This is a genomic window from Silicimonas algicola (assembly GCF_003970735.1).
Lineage (GTDB): Bacteria > Pseudomonadota > Alphaproteobacteria > Rhodobacterales > Rhodobacteraceae > Silicimonas > Silicimonas algicola.
The window spans coordinates 4,192,291-4,213,351 of sequence record NZ_CP034588.1 but is presented as its reverse complement, the minus strand read 5'-3'; the positions used below and the strand labels follow the sequence as shown (position 1 = coordinate 4,213,351).

The 21,061-nt window shown below is 64.2% G+C and carries 23 protein-coding genes and 1 tRNA gene; 10 read left to right on the top strand and 14 right to left on the bottom strand.

All coding sequences use genetic code 11. The features are described from left to right. Positions 1 to 108: 108 nt before the first annotated feature. From lptB to EF888_RS20890, 4 genes are read right to left on the bottom strand one after another with little or no spacing between them, the layout of a single operon-like run. A complete protein-coding gene (lptB, locus tag EF888_RS20905; RefSeq protein ID WP_109759142.1) occupies positions 109 to 867 on the bottom strand; it encodes an LPS export ABC transporter ATP-binding protein in 759 nt (252 codons plus the stop codon). Next, a complete protein-coding gene (lptA, locus tag EF888_RS20900) occupies positions 867 to 1,358 on the bottom strand; it encodes a lipopolysaccharide transport periplasmic protein LptA (RefSeq protein ID WP_109759141.1) in 492 nt (163 codons plus the stop codon). The genes lptB and lptA overlap by 1 nt, the downstream gene beginning before the upstream one ends. Before the next feature lie 11 nt (positions 1,359 to 1,369). Further along, positions 1,370 to 1,969: an LPS export ABC transporter periplasmic protein LptC gene (gene lptC, locus EF888_RS20895; protein ID WP_109759140.1), complete on the bottom strand. Its 600-nt coding sequence runs from the start codon at positions 1,967 to 1,969 to the stop codon at positions 1,370 to 1,372. A gap of 24 nt (positions 1,970 to 1,993) precedes the next feature. Beyond that, positions 1,994 to 2,605: a ribonuclease D gene (locus tag EF888_RS20890; RefSeq protein ID WP_109759139.1), complete on the bottom strand. Its 612-nt coding sequence runs from the start codon at positions 2,603 to 2,605 to the stop codon at positions 1,994 to 1,996. Positions 2,606 to 2,702: 97 nt separating this feature from the next. Here EF888_RS20890 and EF888_RS20885 point away from each other — a divergent pair, with 97 nt between their 5' ends. After that, complete coding sequence (locus tag EF888_RS20885; RefSeq protein ID WP_109759138.1) at positions 2,703 to 3,329, top strand: nucleoside triphosphate hydrolase; 627 nt, start codon at positions 2,703 to 2,705, stop codon at positions 3,327 to 3,329. Here the strand turns inward: EF888_RS20885 and EF888_RS20880 are convergent. The 8 genes from EF888_RS20880 to EF888_RS20845 form a co-directional block, all read right to left on the bottom strand. After that, on the bottom strand, positions 3,313 to 5,028 hold the full coding sequence (locus EF888_RS20880) for a SulP family inorganic anion transporter (RefSeq protein WP_109759367.1): 1,716 nt from the start codon (positions 5,026 to 5,028) through the stop codon (positions 3,313 to 3,315). The genes EF888_RS20885 and EF888_RS20880 overlap by 17 nt on opposite strands. A gap of 38 nt (positions 5,029 to 5,066) precedes the next feature. Next, positions 5,067 to 6,755: a bifunctional protein tyrosine phosphatase family protein/NAD(P)/FAD-dependent oxidoreductase gene (locus EF888_RS20875; protein ID WP_109759137.1), complete on the bottom strand. Its 1,689-nt coding sequence runs from the start codon at positions 6,753 to 6,755 to the stop codon at positions 5,067 to 5,069. A 56-nt stretch (positions 6,756 to 6,811) separates the two neighbouring features. Beyond that, positions 6,812 to 7,693, bottom strand: coding sequence for an MBL fold metallo-hydrolase (locus EF888_RS20870; protein ID WP_109759136.1), 882 nt, complete (start codon positions 7,691 to 7,693; stop codon positions 6,812 to 6,814). A 17-nt stretch (positions 7,694 to 7,710) separates the two neighbouring features. Continuing rightward, a complete protein-coding gene (locus EF888_RS20865) occupies positions 7,711 to 8,145 on the bottom strand; it encodes a DUF6691 family protein (RefSeq protein WP_109759135.1) in 435 nt (144 codons plus the stop codon). A gap of 3 nt (positions 8,146 to 8,148) precedes the next feature. After that, positions 8,149 to 8,580, bottom strand: a complete 432-nt coding sequence (locus EF888_RS20860) for a YeeE/YedE family protein (protein ID WP_109759134.1) — start codon at positions 8,578 to 8,580, stop codon at positions 8,149 to 8,151. A 124-nt stretch (positions 8,581 to 8,704) separates the two neighbouring features. Continuing rightward, positions 8,705 to 9,373, bottom strand: coding sequence for a Crp/Fnr family transcriptional regulator (locus EF888_RS20855; RefSeq protein WP_109759133.1), 669 nt, complete (start codon positions 9,371 to 9,373; stop codon positions 8,705 to 8,707). Positions 9,374 to 9,522: 149 nt separating this feature from the next. Beyond that, entirely contained in the window at positions 9,523 to 10,359 is an 837-nt protein-coding gene (locus tag EF888_RS20850; protein WP_109759132.1) for a GNAT family N-acetyltransferase, read from the bottom strand. After that, entirely contained in the window at positions 10,356 to 11,039 is a 684-nt protein-coding gene (locus tag EF888_RS20845) for a GntR family transcriptional regulator (protein WP_109759131.1), read from the bottom strand. Before EF888_RS20845 ends, EF888_RS20850 begins: the two co-directional genes overlap by 4 nt. A gap of 244 nt (positions 11,040 to 11,283) precedes the next feature. On the opposite strand from EF888_RS20845, the gene EF888_RS20840 reads away from it, so the two are divergent. From EF888_RS20840 to EF888_RS20810, 7 genes are read left to right on the top strand one after another with little or no spacing between them, the layout of a single operon-like run. Then, positions 11,284 to 12,255, top strand: a complete 972-nt coding sequence (locus tag EF888_RS20840) for an ABC transporter ATP-binding protein (RefSeq protein WP_109759130.1) — start codon at positions 11,284 to 11,286, stop codon at positions 12,253 to 12,255. A 43-nt stretch (positions 12,256 to 12,298) separates the two neighbouring features. Next, the gene (locus EF888_RS20835; protein WP_109759129.1) at positions 12,299 to 13,564 is read left to right on the top strand and encodes an ABC transporter substrate-binding protein; all 1,266 of its coding nucleotides are present in this window, start codon (positions 12,299 to 12,301) and stop codon (positions 13,562 to 13,564) included. A 54-nt stretch (positions 13,565 to 13,618) separates the two neighbouring features. Next, the gene (locus EF888_RS20830; RefSeq protein WP_109759128.1) at positions 13,619 to 14,551 is read left to right on the top strand and encodes an ABC transporter permease; all 933 of its coding nucleotides are present in this window, start codon (positions 13,619 to 13,621) and stop codon (positions 14,549 to 14,551) included. 1 nt (position 14,552) lies between these two features. After that, positions 14,553 to 15,389, top strand: a complete 837-nt coding sequence (locus tag EF888_RS20825) for an ABC transporter permease (protein ID WP_109759127.1) — start codon at positions 14,553 to 14,555, stop codon at positions 15,387 to 15,389. Then, positions 15,389 to 16,042 (top strand): aspartate/glutamate racemase family protein, encoded by a 654-nt coding sequence (locus EF888_RS20820; protein WP_109759126.1) that lies wholly within the window; start codon positions 15,389 to 15,391, stop codon positions 16,040 to 16,042. The genes EF888_RS20825 and EF888_RS20820 overlap by 1 nt, the downstream gene beginning before the upstream one ends. Before the next feature lie 19 nt (positions 16,043 to 16,061). Further along, positions 16,062 to 16,487, top strand: coding sequence for a nuclear transport factor 2-like protein (locus tag EF888_RS20815; RefSeq protein ID WP_109759366.1), 426 nt, complete (start codon positions 16,062 to 16,064; stop codon positions 16,485 to 16,487). Continuing rightward, positions 16,484 to 17,407: a polysaccharide deacetylase family protein gene (locus EF888_RS20810; RefSeq protein ID WP_109759125.1), complete on the top strand. Its 924-nt coding sequence runs from the start codon at positions 16,484 to 16,486 to the stop codon at positions 17,405 to 17,407. Before EF888_RS20815 ends, EF888_RS20810 begins: the two co-directional genes overlap by 4 nt. Here EF888_RS20810 and EF888_RS20805 read toward each other — a convergent pair. Continuing rightward, positions 17,370 to 17,456: transfer RNA gene (locus EF888_RS20805), tRNA-Leu, on the bottom strand. The two genes, EF888_RS20810 and EF888_RS20805, sit on opposite strands and share 38 nt — an antisense overlap. A 127-nt stretch (positions 17,457 to 17,583) precedes the next feature. Here EF888_RS20805 and EF888_RS20800 point away from each other — a divergent pair. Further along, on the top strand, positions 17,584 to 18,564 hold the full coding sequence (locus EF888_RS20800; RefSeq protein ID WP_109759124.1) for a complex I NDUFA9 subunit family protein: 981 nt from the start codon (positions 17,584 to 17,586) through the stop codon (positions 18,562 to 18,564). On the opposite strand, the gene EF888_RS20795 is transcribed toward EF888_RS20800, so the two are convergent. Then, positions 18,561 to 19,364 (bottom strand): undecaprenyl-diphosphate phosphatase, encoded by an 804-nt coding sequence (locus tag EF888_RS20795; protein WP_109759123.1) that lies wholly within the window; start codon positions 19,362 to 19,364, stop codon positions 18,561 to 18,563. The genes EF888_RS20800 and EF888_RS20795 overlap by 4 nt on opposite strands. A gap of 213 nt (positions 19,365 to 19,577) precedes the next feature. Between EF888_RS20795 and EF888_RS20790 the strand changes: the two genes are divergently transcribed. After that, positions 19,578 to 21,011, top strand: a complete 1,434-nt coding sequence (locus EF888_RS20790; RefSeq protein WP_109759122.1) for an NAD(P)-dependent oxidoreductase — start codon at positions 19,578 to 19,580, stop codon at positions 21,009 to 21,011. Positions 21,012 to 21,061: the final 50 nt, after the last annotated feature.

Here is a 21,061-nt window from a genome sequence, read left to right as displayed (position 1 = left end):
TGCGCTGCAGTGTTCGTGACACGACCCAGGTCAAGGACGGCGTGGTTCATTCCCCTCATTTGGCGACAAAGCGCCCGTAACTGTCAACAAATCCTTAGGTTCCGGTTGTCAGGAAATCCTGAAGCTCTGGCCGAGGTAGACCCGACGAACCTTCTCGTCCTTCACCACCTCGTCTGCGGTTCCGCTCATCAGGACTGCGCCGTCGTGAAGGATATAAGCTCTATCCACGATCTCGAGCGTCTCTCGGACGTTGTGATCGGTGATCAGGACGCCAATGCCGCGATCCTTCAGTTCGAACACCAGGTCGCGGATGTCGCCGACGGCGATCGGGTCGATGCCGGGGAATGGTTCGTCGAGCAACAGGTACTTCGGATTCGCCGCAAGGCTGCGCGCGATCTCGCATCTGCGGCGCTCACCGCCCGAAAGGGCGACCGAGGGCGTGCGTCGGAGGTGGGCGATGGAGAAGTCGTTCAGAAGTTCCTCTAGCCGCTCGCGCCGCTTTGTCCTGTCTTTCTCAACAATCTCGAGAATTGCGAGGATATTGTCCTCGACATTCAAGCCCTGGAAGATCGAGCGCTCCTGCGGCAGGTAGCCGATTCCCAGCTGTGCGCGGCGGTACATCGGGAAAGTTGTCACGTCGCGGCCGTCGATGGTGACCTGTCCGCCGTCCGGCATGACGAGGCCGGCGATGGAATAGAAGCAGGTCGTCTTGCCCGAGCCGTTCGGTCCCAGCAGCGCCACTACCTCGCCCCGGTGCAAATCGAGGCTGACGTCCCGGATGACGGGCCGTCGCTTGTAGGACTTTCGAAGGTTCCGGACCTTCAGGCCCTGATCGCCGTCCGAGACGGTAAGTGCCGGTGCGGGCATCAGTTTCCCCCCGGCGTGAAGACCGTGCGGACACGACCCTCCATCCGCCCGGAGCCGGCGTTGAGGTCCAGGGTCAGCGTTTCGCCCGCGATCGCATTCTGACCCTGGGTCAGGATGACGTCGCCCGACAGTCGAACCGTTCCATCGGCGACAGAATAGGTTGCCTCCCGCGCCTCGATCGCTTCGGCGGGCGTGACGAAGGTGACGCCGTCGGAGGCGATGAGACGGGACACGCCGTTCGGCGCTGTACCCTCGGTGGAATACTCGACCGTCACCTTGCCGGCCGACAGCCTGACCTCGCCCTGAACGACAAGGACATTACCGTCGAAGACGGCCTGGCCGCTTGCCTGGTCGATGGAAAGCTCGTCGGCCGTCACCTCCACCGGCTGTGTACGGTCGAAGGTTTGCGTGCCGAGCGCGATGTCGGCACCCTGCGCGAAGGCGGTCCCCGCGACGAGACACAGGACGAGAGGGAGAAGACGTTGGTTCACGGAAGCATCCTTCACGGAGTTGGCCGATATATCAACCGGACGCCGTCGCCGAAGACAAGGCGATAGGTACCGTCCTCGCTGCGCCTGAGTTCCATCCTGCCGGCCTCGATGTGTCCTGCTGGGCCGGTGGCGGACACGCCACCCTCGGAAACGACGCTTCCGTCGATGACCGAAGCGGTGATGCGGTCGGTCGTCACGGTGTAGCCGGTCGAGCTTTCCAGCCGCGCCCCGCCTGACAGCGCCGCCGTCTGGGTCGTGCCATCGACCCGGCCCGAGGGGCTGGTGATCTCGATGTGGCCGCCGGACGGCAAGTCGAGTGTGGCGTTCAGCGTCGTGCCGTCCATCGTCTGCGGCGCGTCGGGCGAAGGTCGCACGGAATCTGCAGTGACCGCGATGGCGATTCCGCCTGCGGTGACACCGCCGAAAGAGGGCCGCGTCACCCCCTGCTCACGCAGGATGCGGTCGACGTCGACTTCGGCATAAGGAATGGCGGCTTCGGGGTTCAGGGTCTCGGCAACGAAGAATAGCGTCGACAGGATCGCCAGGGCCGCCAGAGGCAGCGCGATCTTCAGCCAGTGAACGAGGCGGGAGTATCTGTCGGCGGCATCCATGCGGGTCCATATAGGCGGTTTCGCTCAGTGCGCGAAGATGTCGTCTTCCGGCCAGCCGGCGAGATCCAGCCGGGCGCGGGTGGGAAGGAAGTCGAAGGCGGCTTGCGCAAGGTCGGTGCGGCCTTCGCGGTCGAGACGCGCGTCGAGCTTCTCCTTGAGGCGGTGGAGGTAGAGAACATCGGAAGCTGCATAGGCAAGCTGTCCGTCGGTCAGCGTTGCGGCGCCCCAATCGCTCATCTGCTGGAGCTTCGAGATGTCGATGTTCAGAAGCTCTTCCAGCAGGTTCTTCAGCCCGTGACGGTCGGTGTAGGTCCGGATCAGCTTGGACGCGATCTTGGTGCAGTAGACCGGCGCCGCCAACGCGCCGAAGGCATGATACATCACCGCAATGTCGAAGCGGCCGAAATGAAACAGCTTGAGGACATCCGGGTCGCGCAACAGCCGTTCCAGGTTTGGAGCCGAAGTCTGCCCCCGGTCGATCTGCACGAGGTGCGCGTTGCCGTCACCGGACGACAGTTGGACGAGGCACAGCCGGTCGCGGTGCGGATTTAGCCCCATCGTCTCGCAGTCGATGGCGACCGAACGCCCGAGGTCGAGGCCATCCGGCAGATCGTTCTTGTGAAGATGGTTGGCCACGCGCTGTCTCCTGAAGGTCTGGGGCTTGATGCACCAGCCTCCCGCTTGGCATCAAGGGGGTTGAGACCCAGGGTGCGCAATGAAACGGGAGACACCGATGATCGAAGCTGACAGCGTGATCCTGGACAGGATTTCTGCGCTGGACTGGGAACACCGTCGGCGGCTTGTGGCTCTTGCTGGCCCACCCGCCTCTGGCAAGTCTACCCTGGCCGAGACGCTTGTGTCTGACCTGCGGGCACGCGGATGTCCCGCAACGCTTGTGCCGATGGACGGCTTTCACCTCGAGAACCCCAGGTTAGTCGAGATGGGACTGCTCCACCGCAAGGGTGCGCCCGAGACCTTCGACCTGGCAGGCTTCGCGGACCTCATCGCGCGACTGCCCCAGGAGGACGTGGTGCCGGTGCCGGTCTTCGACCGAACGCGCGATTGCACCGTGCCGGGAGCGGCGCGTGTGTCACCAAACGACAGGGTCGTGGTGATCGAGGGCAACTATCTGCTGCTGGACGAACCCGGATGGCGCGACTTGGCCTCGCACTGGGACGTATCGATTTGGATCGATGTCCCCGAGGCGGTGCTGAAGCGGCGGTTGGTGCAACGATGGCTGGACCACGGCCTTGATCCTGACGCCGCCGAGGCGCGGGCCGAAGGCAACGACATGGCGAATGCCCGGCGCATTGCGGCGCATCGTCTGCCGGCCGATATGGTCGTCACGCAGGCCGGGTGATCGCCTTCACGGCCTCGAACTGGGTCAGGAAAACCTTCCCGGTCAGATCCTGCAGGAAATGCACCTTCTGCAGGCGGTCCATCACCGGACCCTTCACCTCGGACAGGTGCAGGGTCACACCCATCTCCGCCAGCCGCCGGTTGATCTCCTCCAACGACTCGAGCGCGCTGAGGTCAACGTCGTTGACGGCCGTGCATTGCAGGATGACGTGCTTGATCTGCGGGTCGCGCGCGATGCGGTTGTGCAGGAAATCCTCGAGGAAGCGCGCGTTGGCGAAGTAGAGACTTTCGTCGACCCGAAGGGTCAGGACACGCGGATCGGTTTCGACCTTGTGGCGGTGAATGTTGCGGAAATGCTCGGTGCCCGGCACGCGGCCGACCTCGGCGATATGCGGGCGTGAGGTGCGGTAGAGGTGCAGCAGGATCGACAGTCCGACCCCTGCCGACACGCCGACCTCGACCCCCGCAACGAGGGTCAGGAGGATGGTGGCGAGAACAGCGGCGAAGTCCGACTTGGAGTAGATCCATGCACGCTTGAGGATCGAGAAGTCCACGAGGCTGAGGACAGCAACGATGATCGTGGCGGCCAGCGTGGCCTGCGGCAGGTAATAGACCAGCGGCGTCAGCGCGACGGCAGCGATGGCCAGTCCGACGGCGGTAAATGCGCCGGCCGCAGGGGTCTCGGCGCCGGCGTCGAAGTTGACGACGGATCGCGCGAAGCCGCCGGTGACGGGATAGCCGCCGGTGAAGGCCGCGCCGAGGTTGGCTGCGCCGAGGCCGATCAGCTCCTGATTGGGGTCGATGCGCTGTCGTTTCTTTGCGGCGAGTGTCTGGGCGACCGAGATGGATTCGACGAAGCCGATGATCGAAATGAGGAAGGCCGGCAAGACGAGGGCTTCGAGCAGGTCGAGCGACATCGGCGGCAGCGTGAGCGGCGGCAGACTTTGCGGCACCTCGCCCACGATCCTGACGCCGCGCTCTTCGAGCCCTAGCGCCCAGACCGCAAACGTCGTCACGAAGACGGCGGCGACCGGACCGGCCTTGGTGACGAAGTCGGCAGCCTTCGGTCCGACGCCCATGTTCCTCAACATGGGCTTCAGGCCCTTGCGCACCCAGAACAGGAAGGCCGTCGCAGCGATGCCGATGACAAGGGTGATCGGGTTCGTCTCGCCCAGATGTTCGAAGAGCGAACCCAGCATGATGGGCAGAGTGTGCCCCTCGGCCGCGACTCCGAGGATATGCTTCAGCTGACTTGCGGCGATCAGGATGCCCGAGGCCGTGATGAAGCCTGCGATGACCGGGTGCGACAGGAAGTTCGCAACGAAACCCAAACGGAACAGGCCCATGGCCAGCAGCATCGCGCCCGACAGGAAGGCCAGCGTCAGCGCCGCGGCGGCATAGCCCATCGTGCCTTGCTCGGCGATCTGCCCCAAGGCGGCGGCGGTCATCAACGAGACGACGGCGACCGGACCCACGGCCAGCGCGCGGCTGGTGCCGAAGACGGCGTAGAGAAGGATCGGCGCGATCGAAGCGTAAAGACCGGCCTCGGGTGGCAGGCCGGCCAGAAGCGCGTAGGCCAGCGACTGCGGGATCAGCATGATCGTCACGATCACGGCAGCCACGAGGTCGTTCGAGAACGCCCCACGGTCGTAGCTGCGTCCCCAGTCCGCTATGGGAAGGTATCGTCTGAGCGCGATCATGCGGCCCTTGCCTGACTTCTTTGAGTTTGCGGCGACCGTCACTTGGCTGAGGTGCGAAGCGGTGTCGGTTTCGCCATCCATTCCCGACCCTTCAGCATACCCTGCCAGTAGACCGGCGGCAGGATCTTCTCCTTCAGAAGCCACGCCAGGCGCGAGGGCTTTGTGCCGTCGATGACGGCCTTGGGGAAGCTGGGAAGCATGGTGCCGCCATACCCGAACTCGGCTAGAACGATCTTGCCACGCTCGACGGTGAGGGGACAGGATCCGTAGCCGTTGTACTGGGCGACGGGCGCCTTGCCGGCGATGTCGGCGACAACGTTCTCGGCCACGATCGGTGCCTGAATGCGGGCGGCGGCGGCGGTCTTGGCGTTGGGCGCGTTCATTGCGTCACCCAGCGACCAGATATTGTCGTAGGTCTTGTGCCTCAGCGTCGCCTGATCGACGTCAATCCACCCTGCGGCGTCGGCAAGCGGCGACACGCGGATGAAGTCTGGCGCAGTCTGGGGCGGGACGACATGAATCATGTCGAACTCCACCTCGACCTTCTCCACGGCCGTGTCGGGTTTCGAGACGGCGAACCACGCCTTCCGCGACGGTCCGTCGATGGCGACGAGGTTGTGGAAGAAGTTGACCGTCGCAGAATACTTGCGGATGTACTCCTCGAGCGCGGGCAAATAATCCTTCACACCGAAGAGGACCCCGCCGGCGTTCATGAACTGAATGTCTATGTCCTTGAGAACGCCGCGGCGGAACCAGTGGTCGCCCGACAGGTACAGCGCCTTTTGAGGCGCGCCCGCACATTTGATCGGCATCGGAGGCTGGGTGAACACCGCGCGGCCCTTCGTCATGCCCTGCACAAGCTGCCAGGTATAGGGCGCCAGGTCGTAGCGATAGTTCGACGTGACGCCGTTCTTGCCGAGCGTGTCGACCAGGCCCTCGATCTTGTTCCAATCGAGCTTCAGACCAGGGCAAACGATCAGACGACCGTATTTTATGACCCGGCAGCCGTCCAGGATGACGGCGTTGTCCTTCGGCTCGAACGCCGCGACAGCGGCCTTGATCCAGGCGACGCCCTTCGGGATCAGCGAGCCCATGGTGCGGACCGTGTCCTTGGCGTCGAAGATGCCGCCTCCGACCATGGTCCAGCCGGGCTGGTAGTAGTGGATATCGGCTGGGTCGACGATGGCGACGTCGAGGTCGGGCTTGCGGGACTTGAGGCTTGAGGCAACCGCGATCCCTGCCGCGCCGGCGCCCACGATGACGACATCGTAGGACACGTCGGCCCGGTCGGTCGGGGTGCGTCCGCCGTTCGCGATACGGCGCACCACGCCGCCCATGTCGTATCCCGCAGCCTGGGTCGTTGCGAGGATGTCGGCGACGGACAGACGGTCGGCCTGGCTGAGCGACCAGAGCGTGATCGACCGCGTCCCGGTCCGGCAATAGGCGAGGACGGGGCCGGGAAGGGCGTCGAGGGTCCGTCCGAAGTCGATCGCGTCCTCGTCGGAAACCTTGCCGGCGACGATCGGGAGATAGCGGGCCTCCAGACCGAGGCTCTGCGCTGCCGACGCGATCTCGTCGAAGGTCGGCTGGTCCGGGCCCTCGCCGTCCGGACGGTTGCAGATGATGGCGCGGAACCCCGCGTCTTTCAGGACCGGAAGGTCCTCGACGCCGATCTGCGGCGACACGGACAGCTTGGCGGTCACTGGCTTCAGGTCGACGTCGCTCATGATGGTTCCTCGGGATGGGGGTGGTGTCCCGGGCCAGTGAGGCCCGGGACCGAAACTCAGAGACCGCTCAGCGGAACCTTCAGCATCGGGTTCCCGTCCTTGTCGCGAGGCACTTCGCCCGCGCGCATGTTCACCTGCAGCGAAGGCAGGATCAGCTTGGGCATGTCGAGCGTCGCGTCGCGTTCGGTCCGGAACTTGATGAATTCCTCGCGCGTCGCGCCCTTCCCGACGTGGATGTTGTGCGCCTTCTCGTCGCCGACCGAGGTTTCCCATTGGATGTCGCGACCGTTCGGGCCGTAGTCGTGGCACATGAAAAGCCGCATGTCGTCCGGCAGCGCCAGGACCTTCTGGATCGAGTCGTAGAGCGTTCCGGCGTCTCCGCCCGGAAAGTCCGCGCGCGCTGATCCGCCGTCCGGCATGAAAAGAGTGTCGCCCACGAAGGCAGCGTCGCCCATGACATGCGTCATGCAGGCCGGCGTGTGGCCTGGCGTGTAGATGGCAAAGGCCTCCATGTTGCCGATCCTATAGGTGTCGCCGTCCTCGAGCAGCGCGTCGAACTGCGATCCGTCGCGCTGGAACTCGGTGCCTTCGTTGAAGATCTTCCCAAAGGTCTCCTGCACGACCATGATCTTCGAACCGATGCCGATCTTGCCGCCCAGCTTCTCCTGGATGTAGGGCGCGGCGGACAGGTGGTCGGCGTGGACGTGAGTCTCGATGATCCAGTCCAGCGTCAGACCGCGACTCCGCACCTCGTCGATCAGCCTGTCGGCATGATCGTAGGTGATCCGCCCGGCGGCGTAGTCGATGTCCATGACGCTGTCGACGATGGCGCAATGGTCGCTGGAGGGGTCCTTCACGATGTAGCTGATCGTGTTGGTCGCCGGGTCGAAGTGGGCCGAAACGTCGGGATGAACGCTCATGTTGACAGGGTAGGTCATGTCTTCCCTCCTCAGGGTCAGGTCGCCGCAAGTCGCGAGGCGCGGCGGCGTTGCAATGTCTTTGCGGTCAGGATGCCGGCGAGGAGCGCCGCCATGAACAGGACCACTTCGGTGCGCCCGGTGCCGAGCGCGGGGATCGCGCCGCCCGGGCAGAAGCCCGCGATGCCCCAGCCCACACCGAAGGTGGCGGAACCGAGGATCAGGGGCCGGTCGAGGTCGCGACGCGTCGGAAGCTGGAACCGACCTTCGAGAATGGGCTTGGGACGCTTCAGAGCGTAGCGGTAGCCGATGAAGGCCGTGACAACCGCGCCACCCATGACGAAGGCCAGGCTCGGATCCCAGGTCCCGAACAGGTCGAAGAAATTCAGGACCTTCGCCGGGTTCGCCATGCCGGAGATCGAGATGCCGACGCCGAACACGAGACCGATCAGGTAGCTTGCCAGGATACGCATGATTCAGCCTCCCACGACATGGCGGACGACGAAGACGGTGGCGAAGGTCGTCACCATGAAGGTCAGGGTCGCGGCGATCGACCGGGGCGACAAGCGCGCCATGCCGCAGACGCCGTGGCCGCTGGTGCAGCCCGACCCGTACGTGACGCCGACGCCGACGACGAAGCCGCCGACAAGAAGCATTGGCGTCGAAACCGGGACTTGCACGGCGGGCAGGGCGCCCGTCATAGCCCACACAGCGGCGGGACCGCTGACCATCCCCAGTACGGCGGCCGCGCGCCAGGCGAAGTCCGAGCGATCCGAAGGGCTCATCACGCCGGCGAGGATGCCGGTCGCCCCCATGACGCGGCCCATGACGGCCATCAGGAGGACGGCGGCCAGTCCGATCAGGACGCCGCCGCTCAGCGACTGAAGGGGGGTGAATGCGGTTTCCATTGTCACGGGGCCGGGTCCATCTGGTGAAGTCGAAGCGATTGCATGGTCATGTGTCCTGTCGATGCCTGTCGTTCTAACGAGTCGCGATCCGGTCTTCCGTGACTAAGTCACGCTCGACGCGCGTTCAGGCGGCGAGGTCGCTCAGCGCGCTCCGGTCGAGAAGACGGACTGTGCCGCGAGATTGTTCGACCCAGCCGCGCCGTTGGAATTCCTGAAGCTGGCGCGACACCACCTCGCGCGCGGTGCCCAGTTCGACCGACAGCTTCTGGTGCGTCGTTTCTATGGTGTCCTCGCCATGTGACAACTCGATCAGCTTCTGCGCAAGGCGAACGTCCATCCTCTGGAACGCAACCTCGTCGATAACGAGGAACAGGTCTGTGATGCGCTTGGAAAAGGCCGAGAAGACAAACTGCCGGAAGGTCTTCGATTGCGCGACGAGGTCGTCGAACACCTGGCGTGGCACAGCGGCCGCGCGGACCGCCGTCTCGGCATAGCCTTCAGCGGAATAGTCGTCGTAGGCGAGAAGGCAGGCGGTCGTCAGCACGCAGCTTTCGCCGGCGTTGATGCGATAGAGCACGATCTCGCGCCCCGATTCCGACACCTGCTGCACACGCACCGTTCCATCAAGCAGGAACAGCATGTTCTCGGGCGACTTGCCGGGACCGAAGATCACTGTGTCGGCAGGTACCTCGATGATCTGGCTTCGCCGCAGGAGGAGCTCCTTGATTGGGGGCTCAAGGCGTGAGAGCCCGGCAAAGCGGTCGAGCCAGGTCGCATCCGTCTTGCTGGTCATCGGTTGCACCGCTCCGCTCCCGGACTATCATATTCGAGATTTCTTATATGACGCAGAATGAAATCAATTTGAAGCTAATGTTCACTCTGACAGGGTTTAAGGGGTCAACTGCCGCGAACAGTGCGGTTATGCCGGCAGACGTGATCGCCTTAGCCCAGCTCCATTGTCGCAATCGCCCTCAGTGCATCCGACTCAACAGGGTCACGTCCGCGATACATCCGCGCCGTGGCAAAGGTCTCGGAGAAGCCTTCACGTGTGAGAAGCGTCGAAAATGCCGTGTTGCCCGAGGGTACGTCCGCGATCACACGGGTGGATGGAAGTCGCAGCAGGACTGCCCTCATCAGGGCAAACGCTGCTTCCGGGTCCGGCGCGACAATCGGACCGATCTTCACCCCGGCGTGGCATCTGCGAATGGTGGCGAAGCCTCTCAGAGCAGCACCACTGGACAGGACGACGCTTTTCCGGAGGTCCGTGGGTGTCAGCCACGCGGCGAGGAACGCCGTCCGCGAGTATCCGTTCGCATCGGCATCGAGCGTCAGGATGGCCGCCAGGTCTGTCGGTCGCAGATCGCGGACTGTCACCGCGTCGAGAGGTTCGATGCATCCCTCGTAGCGCACAGTGGCGCCCGAACGAACGAAGCCGGATTTTGCGTAGTTCGCTTCCTGAGCGGCTACACCGTCCAGTCCCACGGTGCGGGAGCCCGCGTGTTCGAGAGCGTGCTTCCAGAGAGCGAAGCCGATGCCTTGGCCACGAAAATCCTTGCGACAGATGTAAAGGCCAAGGAAGGCGAAGGCGTCCGAATGATTGACGACCGAGATCGCCGCGACAGGCGCGCCATCGACCTGCGCGAGGAAAAATCCGCTTGGGTCGGCAGCAAGGAAGGCTTCGGCGTCATCGAGACCGGGATTCCAACCCTCGGCCTCGGCCCAATCGAGCATGGCGCGCACCTCTTCGATACCGGCGACCCGGATTTCTGGCGCCGTCATCGGCGAAGGGCTTCCTTCAGGGGACCGGGAGTTCTTACCGGGTTGCTCAGGTCGAGCGATGCGAGAAGATCGAGGAGATGGTTTTTCATGAGCTCTTCTGCCAGTTCTCCGTCATGCTGTGCCAAGGCCGAGATCAGGGCGTTGTGTGCGTGGCTTTCGCAGACCGCCAGCTTTCTTCTCCAGTAAAGCGCGATGATCAGCGAGGATCGTGAGACCAGTTGCTTGATGATCTCCTCGATTGTCGTCTGCTCGGCGATGCGCGCGATTTCGATGTGAAACAGCCCTGAGAGGTGCAGAGCCCGGCCCAGGCGGTCTTCCCTGAGCGCCGAGTGCTCGTCCTCCAGGTGACGGCGGAGGCGAAGCACTGCGTCATCAGTCATGCGCTCGGCGGCGGATCTGGCGGTTCTGGGTTCAAGCAGGGCGCGGGCCTCGAAGACCTCATGCGCTTCGCGCACCGACGGCTGCGCGACAAAGGCCCCACGGTTTCTGCGCAGATCGACAAGGCGCTGGTGCGACAGCGACTGGAGTGCGGCCCGCGCCACGGTGCGGCTCACTCCGAAGATGACGCCGACTTCATCCTCGTTCAGCTTCGACCCCGGCGCGATGCGATGTTCGTGGATCGCGTCGGCAAGTTCGTGGGCGATCCTGTCGCTGGTGATCGTCGCTTCTTCGCCGTCCATGCCGTCCTTCTTTGCCTTTGAGTAATCTCACCGTGACCGCCCTAACCAACGCCGGCAAGGCGCGTCGATCATCCGCCCTCTGATTGTATACACAAAAGGGTGCAATTGTAGGCACCGACCCTTCTTGTCAGCCCAGGGTTTGCGCACTCTCTGTCAGAGACCTGTTCGGCTTCGCTTTCGCCTGCACTTCCGCAGCCGACTCACACCAACCTTTCCACAGAGGCAGCGAACGAGGGGGCGTGCGATGCGGACGGGCAAGGATCTCGAACTTGTTCACCTGACTAAACGCTACGGCGACACGCTGGCTGTGAAGGACATCAATCACGTCTTTCGGAACGGCACTTATGTCTGCCTTCTCGGGCCCTCTGGATGCGGCAAGTCCACAACGCTGCGCATGATCGCCGGGCACGAGAGTGCCACCGAGGGCGAGATCGTGCTCGACGGTCAGGACATCACGGTCCTGCCGCCGGCAAAGCGCGGAACGGCGATGATGTTTCAAAGCTACGCCCTGTTCCCGCACCTTTCAGTTCGGGACAACGTCGCCTTCTCGCTGCGGATGAAGGGTGTCGAGAAGATTGCGCGCCACAGGGCCGCGGACGAGATGCTGGCGCTCGTGGACATGACGCACCTCGCCGAGCGTCTGCCCGCGCAGCTTTCCGGCGGTCAGCAGCAGCGCGTGGCGCTGGCGCGTGCGCTTGTGACGAAACCGCGCGTCCTGCTGCTCGACGAACCGCTGTCGGCGCTTGACCCGTTCCTCCGCATCCGTGTCCGGGGCGAGCTTAAGCGGCTCCAGCGGGAGCTTGGCATATCCTTCATCCACGTCACGCACTCGCAGGACGAGGCGCTGGCTCTCGCCGACGAGATCGTGGTGATGAACAACGCGGTGATCGAGCAGGCCGGATCGGCGCGCGATGTCTTCGGCGCGCCAAAGACCGAGTTCGTCGCTCGCTTCATCGGTGGACACAACATCATGGACCTCGACGGCGGCCGCTTTGCGCTCCGCGCCGATGAGGTGAGGCTGACCGATGACGGTCGGCCCGCGACGGTCTCCCAGGTCGAGTACCAGGGCGACAGGGTGGCGGTGACGGCGAAGCTCGGAAGTGCCGAGGTCCTGGCACTGGTCCCCGAGGGCGCGTTCTTTGCGGATCCGAAAACCCCAGGCGATGCCGTCGGCCTCGCCTGGGACGAAGGGCGGCTTTACCGCCTCATGGCCTGACGGCCTCCAGACAAACAACTCACGAACGGACAGAGAGAATAAAATGGCAAAAGTAGGATACACCCGCCGGTCGCTTCTGAAGAGCGGCGCCGCCGCCGTGGCGGCAACCGCGCTTCCCGCGCCGATGATCTGGGCGCAGGAGATCAAGAACATCACGTTGCGCCAGTTCGGCACAGGGGTGTCGAACCTGAACGACGTGGCACAGAAGGTGAAGGAAGACCTGGGCTTCACGCTGGAAATGACAGCCCTCGATTCCGACAGCGTGACGCAGCGCGCGGCCACTCAGCCCGACAGCTTCGACATCGCAGACATCGAGTACTGGATCTGCAAGAAGGTCTGGCCGACCGGCAACCTCCAGGCCATGGATACCTCGAAGATCGCCAACTACGACAAGATCGTCGGCATCTTCCGCGACGGGAAACTGACGCCCGAAAGCGTGATTGCGCAGGGCACGGCGCCGCATAGCGTGGGCTTCGTCGAGGGGCCCGACGGCACCACATTCGCCGATAGCGAGACGGGATGGATGACGCTGATCCCGACCATCTACAACGCCGACACCCTGGGGATCCGCCCCGACCTGATCGGACGTCCCATCGAAAGCTGGACCGAGCTTCTGAACCCCGAGTTCAAGGGCAAGGCCTCGATCCTCGACATCTCGTCCATCGGCATTATGGACATGGCGATGGTCTGCGAGGCCATGGGCGAGGTCCAGTACGGCGACAAGGGCAACATGACGAAGGAGGAGATCGACAAGACCATGGCGATCTTCACGGAAGCCAAGCAGAACGGCCAGTTCCGCGCCTTCTGGAAGACCTTCGACGAGAGCGTGAATCTGATGTCATCGGGCGAGGTGGTGATCCAGTCGATGTGGTCGCCCGCGATCACTGCGGTCAAGTCGCGCGGGATCCCCTGCGTCTACCAGCCGCTGAAAGAGGGTTACCGCTCATGGGGCGGTGGAATCGGGCTTTCAAAGTCGCTGAGCGGCATGGAGTTGGATGCAGCGTATGACTACATCAACTGGTATCTCTCCGGGTGGGTCGGCGGCTATCTGATGCGGCAGGGCTACTACTCGGCCGTGCCCGAGACCTCGAAGGAGTTCATGTCCGAGAACGAGTGGGGCTACTGGTTCGAGGGCAAGGAAGCCACCGACGTCATCACCTCGCCCACCGGCGACACTCTTGCCCAGGCGGGCGAGGTCCGCGATGGCGGCGACTTCTACTCGCGCATGGGCGCGGTCGCCTGCTGGAACGCGGTGATGGACGAGAACCAGTACATGGTCCGCAAGTGGAACGAGTTCATCGCAGCCTGATGATCTTTGGCGCGGGGCTGTCGCCCCGCGCCAGCCTCTCGCCGGGAAGGGCCGATGACCGAAACGCTGACAGACAGGGCCATAAGCGGAGCCCCGGGCGATGTTGCTGCCGCAAGGCCGGCGCGTCGCGGAGCCGGGATTGGGGCAAACGTGGGCGGCTGGCTTCAGGCGGCGCCGTTGACGCTCGTCCTCCTCGCGTTCCTTGTCGCTCCCATAGCGATGATCGTGACGGTCAGTTTCTGGCGGGCGACCGAGTTTTCGATCATCCCGGCCTTTTCATTCGAGAACTACGAGTTCCTGTTCGGATCGGACGTCACCTACCGGGTCTTTTTCGCGACCTTCAAGTATGCCTCCATTACCTGGGCCGTGACCCTCGCCATCGGCTTCACCGTGGCCTACTTCCTCGCCTTCCACATCCGCAGCCAGACCATGCAGATCGCGCTGTTCCTGCTATGCACGATCCCCTTCTGGACCTCGAACATCATCCGGATGATATCCTGGATCCCCTTCCTTGGACGCAACGGCATCGCCAACCAGACTCTGATCGACTGGGGCGTGATCGACCAGCCGCTGGAGTGGCTGCTCTACTCGGATTTCGCGGTGATCCTCGCCTTCGTGCACCTCTACACGCTGTTCATGGTCGTGCCGGTCTTCAACACGATGATGCGGATCGACAAGTCGCTCCTCGAGGCTGCCCGCGACAACGGCGCCTCGGGTTTGCAGACGCTGGTGCATGTCATCCTGCCGCTGACCAAGCCGGGGATAATGATCGGCACCATCTTCGTCGTGACGCTGGTGATGGGCGACTTCATCACCGTCCGCTTCATGTCGGGGTCGCAGAAGGCCAACGTCGGCCGGCTGATTTCGAACGACATCGGACTGCTGCAGTATCCTTCGGCGGCGGCGACGGCCGTTGTGCTGCTGTGCACCGTGCTGATCGTGATCGGCATCCTTCTGCGCTTCGTGAACATCCGGAAGGAGCTTTGAGATGGAGCCGCGCCCGCGAAGCTTCTACGTCCTTTCCGCCTTCTTCGGCCTGTTCGTCCTGTTTCTGTATGGCCCGACGATCACCATCGGCATTCTCAGCTTCCAGGGGCCGAGCGGCGGGCTGACCTTCCCGATGCGAGGCGTGTCACTGCACTGGTTCGCGGACCTGTTCCAGGAGCAGGCTGTGGGCGACATCTGGGGGGCGTTCCGACGCTCCTTCGCGCTTGGGCTGATCGTCATGGTCACGACCGTCGTGATCTCGGTCATGGCCGGGCTCGCGTTCCGGAAGCGGTTTGCGGGCTCGGGGGTGCTGTTCTACCTCGCGATCGCCTCTCTCGTAATCCCCTCTATCCTGATCTCGCTTGGCGTAGGGCTGATCTTTTCCCAACTCGGCCTGAAGATTCACTGGGCGACCTCCGGCCTCGGTTCGCAGCTCACCTGGACGCTGCCCTTCGGGTTGCTGATCATGTTTGCTGTCTTCAACCGTTTCGACAAATCCTACGAGGAGGCCGCCCGCGACCAGGGAGCGACGGCCTGGCAGACGATAAGGTACGTCGTCCTCCCCATCATCGCGCCATCGTTGCTGGGCGTGGCGCTCTTTGGCTTCACCCTGTCCTACGATGAATTCGCGCGCACTCTTCTGACCGCCGGCAGTTACAACACGCTGCCGCTGGAGATCTTCGGAATGACGACGAATGTGACGACGCCCGTCATCTATGCCCTCGGCACGCTGACGACGCTGTTCTCCTTCGCGATCATCGGAAGCTTCATCGCGACCGTCCTGATCATTCAAAGGCGTAGGGCCCGCCTTGGGTCGGATGCTGGCAAAGGCGTGTGATGCGCCTGGTGTACGTCAACCCTAACTCGACCGACGCCATGACCCAAAGCGTCGTCGCGGTTGCCCGTTCGGCGGCCTCCGAGGCGACCGTGTCGGGAGTCACCAACGACGACGGTCCCTCATCGATCCAAGGCTTCGAGGACGGGCTTGCGGCGGTTCCAGGGATGCTGACGCGTCTGTCGGACGCGGCGGAGGGCGGCGCCGACGTCATCGTCATTGCGTGTTTCGACGACACGGGTCTTGCCGAAGCGCGGCAGGTCGCGTCGTGTCCGGTGTTGGGAATCGGGCAGGCGTCCTACCTCGCTGCCGCGCTTCTGGGGCAGCGCTTTTCGGTCGTAACCTCGACGGCGGCCTCCGTGCCAGTCATCGAGGGAAACATCGATGCGCAGGGTTTCGGGCAAAACTGCGTATCGGTTCGGGCCAGTGGGCTTCCCGTGCTCACGATCGAAGAAGGCAGGCCAGAGACACTGGACATCCTGACGGACGAGATCAAACGAGCCCTCGCCGACGGCGCCGAGACCGTCGTGCTGGGGTGTGCCGGGATGGCGCATCTGCGCGCCGAGCTTGCAATGCGGACGGGCGCACGGCTGATCGACGGTGTCGCGGCGTCTGCGGTCCTCGCCGTCGCAGCGGCAGCCCTCGCGCTTCAATGATCGAACGGAGGCGATGACCATGAGTGAAACCCACAGCCTCCTCGCCGCCGCTCGCCGGACGGTTGAGACCTACCTCGAGCTTTCCATGGTGCCCGACCCGGAGGGCGCCGCGCGGCACATCGCGCCGGGTTTCCGTCTGATCTTTACGGGCGGGCGGACCTTCACCTCCCCCGCGGACAGCGCGGCGTTCAACGCCAGACGCTACAAATGGGTGAAGAAGCGATTCCTGCGCACCGATGCCGCCTTCGACGAGACCACGGGAGAGGTCAGGGTCTTCAACACCGGGTATCTCTATGGTGAATGGCCGGATGGCACGGCCTTCGAGACGAATCGCTACATCGACATCTTCACCGTCCGCGACGGGCTGATCGTCGAAAGCCAGGTCTGGAACGACAGCGCCGAGATCCTGCTCGACCGGCACGGACTTGCTGAAGCGCCGCTGTGACGCTGCCAACGCACGCGCGCTATGGCTACAGTGCGATCACTGACCGCGCCGACTTTTCCTGGCCCGAGGGAAAGCGTCTGGCGGTCTACTTGGGCGTGAACCTCGAGCACTTCGCTTTCGGCGAAGGGCTCGGCGCCGAGCTTGCGCCCGCCGGACCTCAGCCCGATGTTCTAAATTATGCCTGGCGCGACTATGGCAATCGTGTGGGGGCGTGGCGACTTCTTCGACTGTTCGACGACTTGCGTCTGCCCGCGACCGTCCTCGCGAACAGCGCCATGTACGATTTCGCCCCGGAGTTGATGGCAGCTGTGCGGGCTCGTGGCGACGAGATCGCCGGACACGGTCGAACGAACTCCGAGCGGCAGAGCACTATGTCCGAAGATGCCGAGCGTCGGATGATCGAGGAGGCGACCAGGACCATCCGGGTCGCCGAGGGCGTCGCACCCCAAGGCTGGCTCAGCCCCTGGATCGCGGAGAGCCCGGTCACCCCTGATCTGCTCGTCGAGGCCGGCTACACCTATACGCTCAACTGGTGCATGGACGATCAGCCGGTGTGGATGACGACCCGTACGGGCCGCATCCTGTCGATCCCCTATCCGCAGGAGCTGAACGACATCCCGGCCATCGTCGCCAGAAAGGACAGCGCGTCCCAGTTCGCAGAGATGATCGTGGATGCCTTCGAAGAGATGCTGCTTCAGTCCGCCGACCAGCCCCTGGTCATGGGGGTCGCGCTTCACCCCTACATCGTCGGACAGCCGCATCGTCTTCGGCGGCTGCGCGGTGCCCTGGCGCATATCGCAGGGCAGCGGGAGTCGATCTGGCTGACCCGTGCGGGCGAGATCAGCCGTTATGTCTACGCCGCAAACGCCGGTGGGGAACGACTGGTGCCCAGGAGAGGACTCGAACCTCCACGTCCGTAAGGACACTGGCACCTGAAGCCAGCGCGTCTACCAATTCCGCCACCTGGGCAGGTGTCGTGAGCGCGTGAAATAGGCATGACTCGAAAGGCTGTCAACGGCATTCGCGGCGAAATGCGCCTTGCCCGGAGGGGGTGCGGCGGCTACACCCTCGGGCGGAACGGACGGAGGGTCAGACGATGGCCAGACTTGTCACGATATTCGGGGGTTCGGGCTTCGTCGGCCGCTATGTCGCCCGCCGCATGGCGCGCCAGGGATGGCGCGTCCGCGTGGCCGTCCGCCGCCCGAACGAGGCTCATTTCGTCAAGCCCTATGGCACCGTCGGACAGGTCGAGGCGGTGTTTTGCAATATCCGCGACGACGACAGCGTGCGCGCCGCGACGCGGGGTGCGGAAGCTGTGGTGAACTGCGTCGGGACCTTCGAGACCAGGGGGCGGAACTCGATGGACGCGCTTCAGCACCTGGGCGCCGAGCGGATTGCGCGGATCGCGGCCGAGGAGGGCGTGGCGCGGCTCGTCCATATCTCGGCCATCGGGGCCGATGCCGAGGGCGACAGCGCCTATGCCAGGTCGAAAGGCCGGGGCGAGGAGGATGTCCTCGCGGCCTTTCCGACCGCCGTCATCTTGCGTCCCTCGGTCGCCTTCGGACCCGAGGACCAGTTCTTCAATCGCTTCGCGGGCATGGCGCGGATGTCGCCGGTCTTGCCGCTGTTCGGCGCGTCGACCAAGTTCCAGCCAGTCTATGTCGATGACGTCGCCCAAGCTGCTGTGGCGGGCGTCACCGGGCAGGCGGCTCCCGGGATTTATGAGCTTGGCGGACCGGACGTGATGGACTTCCGCGAGGTGATCCGGACCATGCTGGACGTGATCCGCAGGCGAGCGCTGATTGTCGGCCTGCCGTTCTGGGCGGGGCGCATCATCGCGGCGGTGACGGGGGCGCTGTCCTTCGTGACGGGCGGGCTGTTCAAGGCTCCGGTGACGTCCGACCAGCTGATCCAGTTGCGCCACGACAACGTGGTGTCCGAGAATGCCAGGGGTTTCGCGGAGCTTGGCGTTGCGCCGATGGCGGCCGAGGCGGTCATCCCGTCCTACCTCTGGCAGTTCCGGCCCGATGGCCAGTATTCCGACCTGACGCGCGGGAAGCGGAACCTGCGCCACTAGGCGTAGGCGATCGCCAGCAGCACGGCCCCCATCACCAGACGGTAGATGACGTAGGGCGTGAAGCTGACGCTGCGCAATAGCCGCATCATGACGTGCAACGCGCCCAGGGCGGCGACGAAGGCGAAGGCGGCTGCGATGGCGCCGTCGCGGGCGGCGGCGGTGTTCATGTCGGCGGCGACTTCGGCGCCGAGCAGCACGCCCGAGGCGAGGATCGTGGGGATCGACATCAGCATCGACAGACGGGCCGCGTCCGAACGCTCGTAGCCCAGGAAGCGCGCGCCGGTGATGGTGATGCCGGAGCGCGAGGTGCCGGGGATCAGGGCGATGACCTGCCAGAGACCCATGACGAGGGCGTGGCGCATCGTCCAGTCTTCGGCGACGCGCGTCGTCGGGCCGCTGCGATCGGACCACCAGAGGACGATGCCGAAGACGATGGTGGCCCAGGCGACGACCTTGACCGAGCGCATCGCGTCCTCGGCGCCCGTGACCGAGAGGATCAGGCCGACGATGACGACTGGAACGGTGGCGATGGCGAGGTTGAGGGCGAGGCGGGCGTCCTCCGTGTCGGTTCTGAAGGTGGCCAACTGGAGCGTGCCGAAGATGGCACGGCGGACGTCGGGCCAGAAATAGAGGACGACAGCGCCCAAGGTGCCGACGTGGACGGCGACGTCGATGACCTGTCCCTGATCCTCGAGCCCGGTGAGATAGGGGAGGAGAATCAGGTGCCCGGACGAGGAAATGGGCAGGAATTCCGTGATGCCCTGGACGAGTGCGATGAGCATGAGGTGAAGGAGGGGCATCGGGATCCGCGAAGTGAGTCAAGGAGGCCGCACTCTAACCCTTTGTGACTCCGAGGAAAGAGAAAGAATTGGTCGCATACCGGACCTAATTATACTTCGAAAGGTGCAAAGTTGCGCCGCGACAGGCGAAAACTTTCGCATATAGGTCAGCACATATGACTTTTAATTACTTTCGAACCGACGTAAGAGGGCCGTGCCACAGGGAGATGGACGATGGCAGAGAATCCCATGCTCAAGTTTGTCAGCGTACCACGCGACATGCCCCAGAAGCGTGACGCGAGCGAGCGCCGGACGGACTTTCACGAGATCTATGCCGAGTATGCGGACCGGAAGGCGCAGGAGCAGTCGAGCCGCTGCAGCCAGTGCGGCGTGCCCTACTGCCAGACGCATTGCCCGCTGCACAACAACATTCCCGACTGGCTGATGTTGACGGCCGAGGGAAGGTTGCGCGAGGCCTACGACGTCAGCCAGTCGACAAACACCTTTCCCGAGATCTGCGGGCGGATCTGTCCGCAGGACCGGCTGTGCGAAGGCAACTGCGTCATAGAGCAGTCCGGCCACGGCACGGTCACCATCGGATCGGTCGAGAAGTACATCACCGATACGGCCTGGGAGCAGGGCTGGGTCATGCCCATCGCGCCGAAGGTCGAGCGGTCGGAAAGCATCGGTATCATCGGCGCGGGGCCCGGCGGGCTGGCGGCGGCGGACCGGCTGCGGCGTGCGGGCGTGCAGGTCACGGTCTATGACCGCTATGACCGCGCGGGCGGGCTGATGACCTATGGCATTCCGGGCTTCAAGCTGGAGAAGGACGTGGTCATGCGCCGCGTCGAGCAGCTGGAGCAGGGCGGCGTGACCTTCGTGCTGAACTGCGACGTGGGTGTGGACCTGTCGTTCGACGACATCCGCGCCAAGCATGATGCCGTGCTGATCGCCACCGGCGTCTACAAGAGCCGCGACCTGGGCGGACCCGGCAGCGGGGCCAAGGGCATCGTGCGGGCCATCGATTACCTGACGGCCTCGAACCGGAAGAGCTTCGGCGACGAGGTGCCGGAATACGACACGGGCGAGTTGAACGCAGCGGGCAAGCGCGTGGTCGTGGTGGGCGGCGGCGACACCGCGATGGACTGCGTGCGGACCGCGATCCGGCAGGGTGCGGTGAGCGTGAAGTGTCTCTATCGCAGGGACAAGGCCAACATGCCGGGCTCGCAGCGCGAGGTTCAGAATGCCGAGGAAGAGGGCGTGGAATTCGTCTGGCTGTCCGCGCCCAAGGGGTTCGCGGGCGACAGCGTGACGGGCGTGATGACCCAGCGGATGCGGCTTGGCGCGCCCGATGCGACAGGACGGCAGATGCCGGAGCTGATCGAGGGATCGGACTATGTCGAGGACGCGGACCTGGTGGTGAAGGCGCTTGGGTTCGAGCCCGAGGACCTGCCGACGCTGTGGGGCGTCGACGAGCTGGAGGTGACCCGCTGGGGCACCATCAAGGCCGACTTCCGGACGCACCATACAAGCCTCGAAGGCGTGTTCGCGGTGGGCGATATCGTGCGGGGGGCGAGCCTTGTGGTCTGGGCGATCCGCGACGGGCGCGAGGCGGCGGATTCGATCCTGTCGTACGTCGCGAAACCGGCGGCGGTGGCGGCGGAATAGGTTTCGGTATCACGTCGGTATTACGTCGGTATCGCGTCGGTGCGTTGAAA

What these genes read in the sequence shown, in the direction of transcription:
- EF888_RS20860 (WP_109759134.1), bottom strand. Translation starts at nt 8,580, where the DNA reads ATGGAAACCGCATTCACCCCCCTTCAGTCGCTGAGCGGCGGCGTCCTG.
- EF888_RS20855 (WP_109759133.1), bottom strand. Translation starts at nt 9,373, where the DNA reads ATGACCAGCAAGACGGATGCGACCTGGCTCGACCGCTTTGCCGGGCTC.
- EF888_RS20815 (WP_109759366.1), top strand. Translation starts at nt 16,062, where the DNA reads ATGAGTGAAACCCACAGCCTCCTCGCCGCCGCTCGCCGGACGGTTGAG.
- EF888_RS20845 (WP_109759131.1), bottom strand. Translation starts at nt 11,039, where the DNA reads ATGGACGGCGAAGAAGCGACGATCACCAGCGACAGGATCGCCCACGAA.
- EF888_RS20880 (WP_109759367.1), bottom strand. Translation starts at nt 5,028, where the DNA reads ATGATCGCGCTCAGACGATACCTTCCCATAGCGGACTGGGGACGCAGC.
- EF888_RS20840 (WP_109759130.1), top strand. Translation starts at nt 11,284, where the DNA reads ATGCGGACGGGCAAGGATCTCGAACTTGTTCACCTGACTAAACGCTAC.
- EF888_RS20870 (WP_109759136.1), bottom strand. Translation starts at nt 7,693, where the DNA reads ATGACCTACCCTGTCAACATGAGCGTTCATCCCGACGTTTCGGCCCAC.
- EF888_RS20885 (WP_109759138.1), top strand. Translation starts at nt 2,703, where the DNA reads ATGATCGAAGCTGACAGCGTGATCCTGGACAGGATTTCTGCGCTGGAC.
- EF888_RS20820 (WP_109759126.1), top strand. Translation starts at nt 15,389, where the DNA reads ATGCGCCTGGTGTACGTCAACCCTAACTCGACCGACGCCATGACCCAA.
- lptC (WP_109759140.1), bottom strand. Translation starts at nt 1,969, where the DNA reads ATGGATGCCGCCGACAGATACTCCCGCCTCGTTCACTGGCTGAAGATC.
- EF888_RS20850 (WP_109759132.1), bottom strand. Translation starts at nt 10,359, where the DNA reads ATGACGGCGCCAGAAATCCGGGTCGCCGGTATCGAAGAGGTGCGCGCC.
- EF888_RS20825 (WP_109759127.1), top strand. Translation starts at nt 14,553, where the DNA reads ATGGAGCCGCGCCCGCGAAGCTTCTACGTCCTTTCCGCCTTCTTCGGC.
- lptB (WP_109759142.1), bottom strand. Translation starts at nt 867, where the DNA reads ATGCCCGCACCGGCACTTACCGTCTCGGACGGCGATCAGGGCCTGAAG.
- EF888_RS20790 (WP_109759122.1), top strand. Translation starts at nt 19,578, where the DNA reads ATGGCAGAGAATCCCATGCTCAAGTTTGTCAGCGTACCACGCGACATG.
- EF888_RS20865 (WP_109759135.1), bottom strand. Translation starts at nt 8,145, where the DNA reads ATGCGTATCCTGGCAAGCTACCTGATCGGTCTCGTGTTCGGCGTCGGC.
- EF888_RS20875 (WP_109759137.1), bottom strand. Translation starts at nt 6,755, where the DNA reads ATGAGCGACGTCGACCTGAAGCCAGTGACCGCCAAGCTGTCCGTGTCG.
- EF888_RS20835 (WP_109759129.1), top strand. Translation starts at nt 12,299, where the DNA reads ATGGCAAAAGTAGGATACACCCGCCGGTCGCTTCTGAAGAGCGGCGCC.
- EF888_RS20800 (WP_109759124.1), top strand. Translation starts at nt 17,584, where the DNA reads ATGGCCAGACTTGTCACGATATTCGGGGGTTCGGGCTTCGTCGGCCGC.
- EF888_RS20795 (WP_109759123.1), bottom strand. Translation starts at nt 19,364, where the DNA reads ATGCCCCTCCTTCACCTCATGCTCATCGCACTCGTCCAGGGCATCACG.
- EF888_RS20830 (WP_109759128.1), top strand. Translation starts at nt 13,619, where the DNA reads ATGACCGAAACGCTGACAGACAGGGCCATAAGCGGAGCCCCGGGCGAT.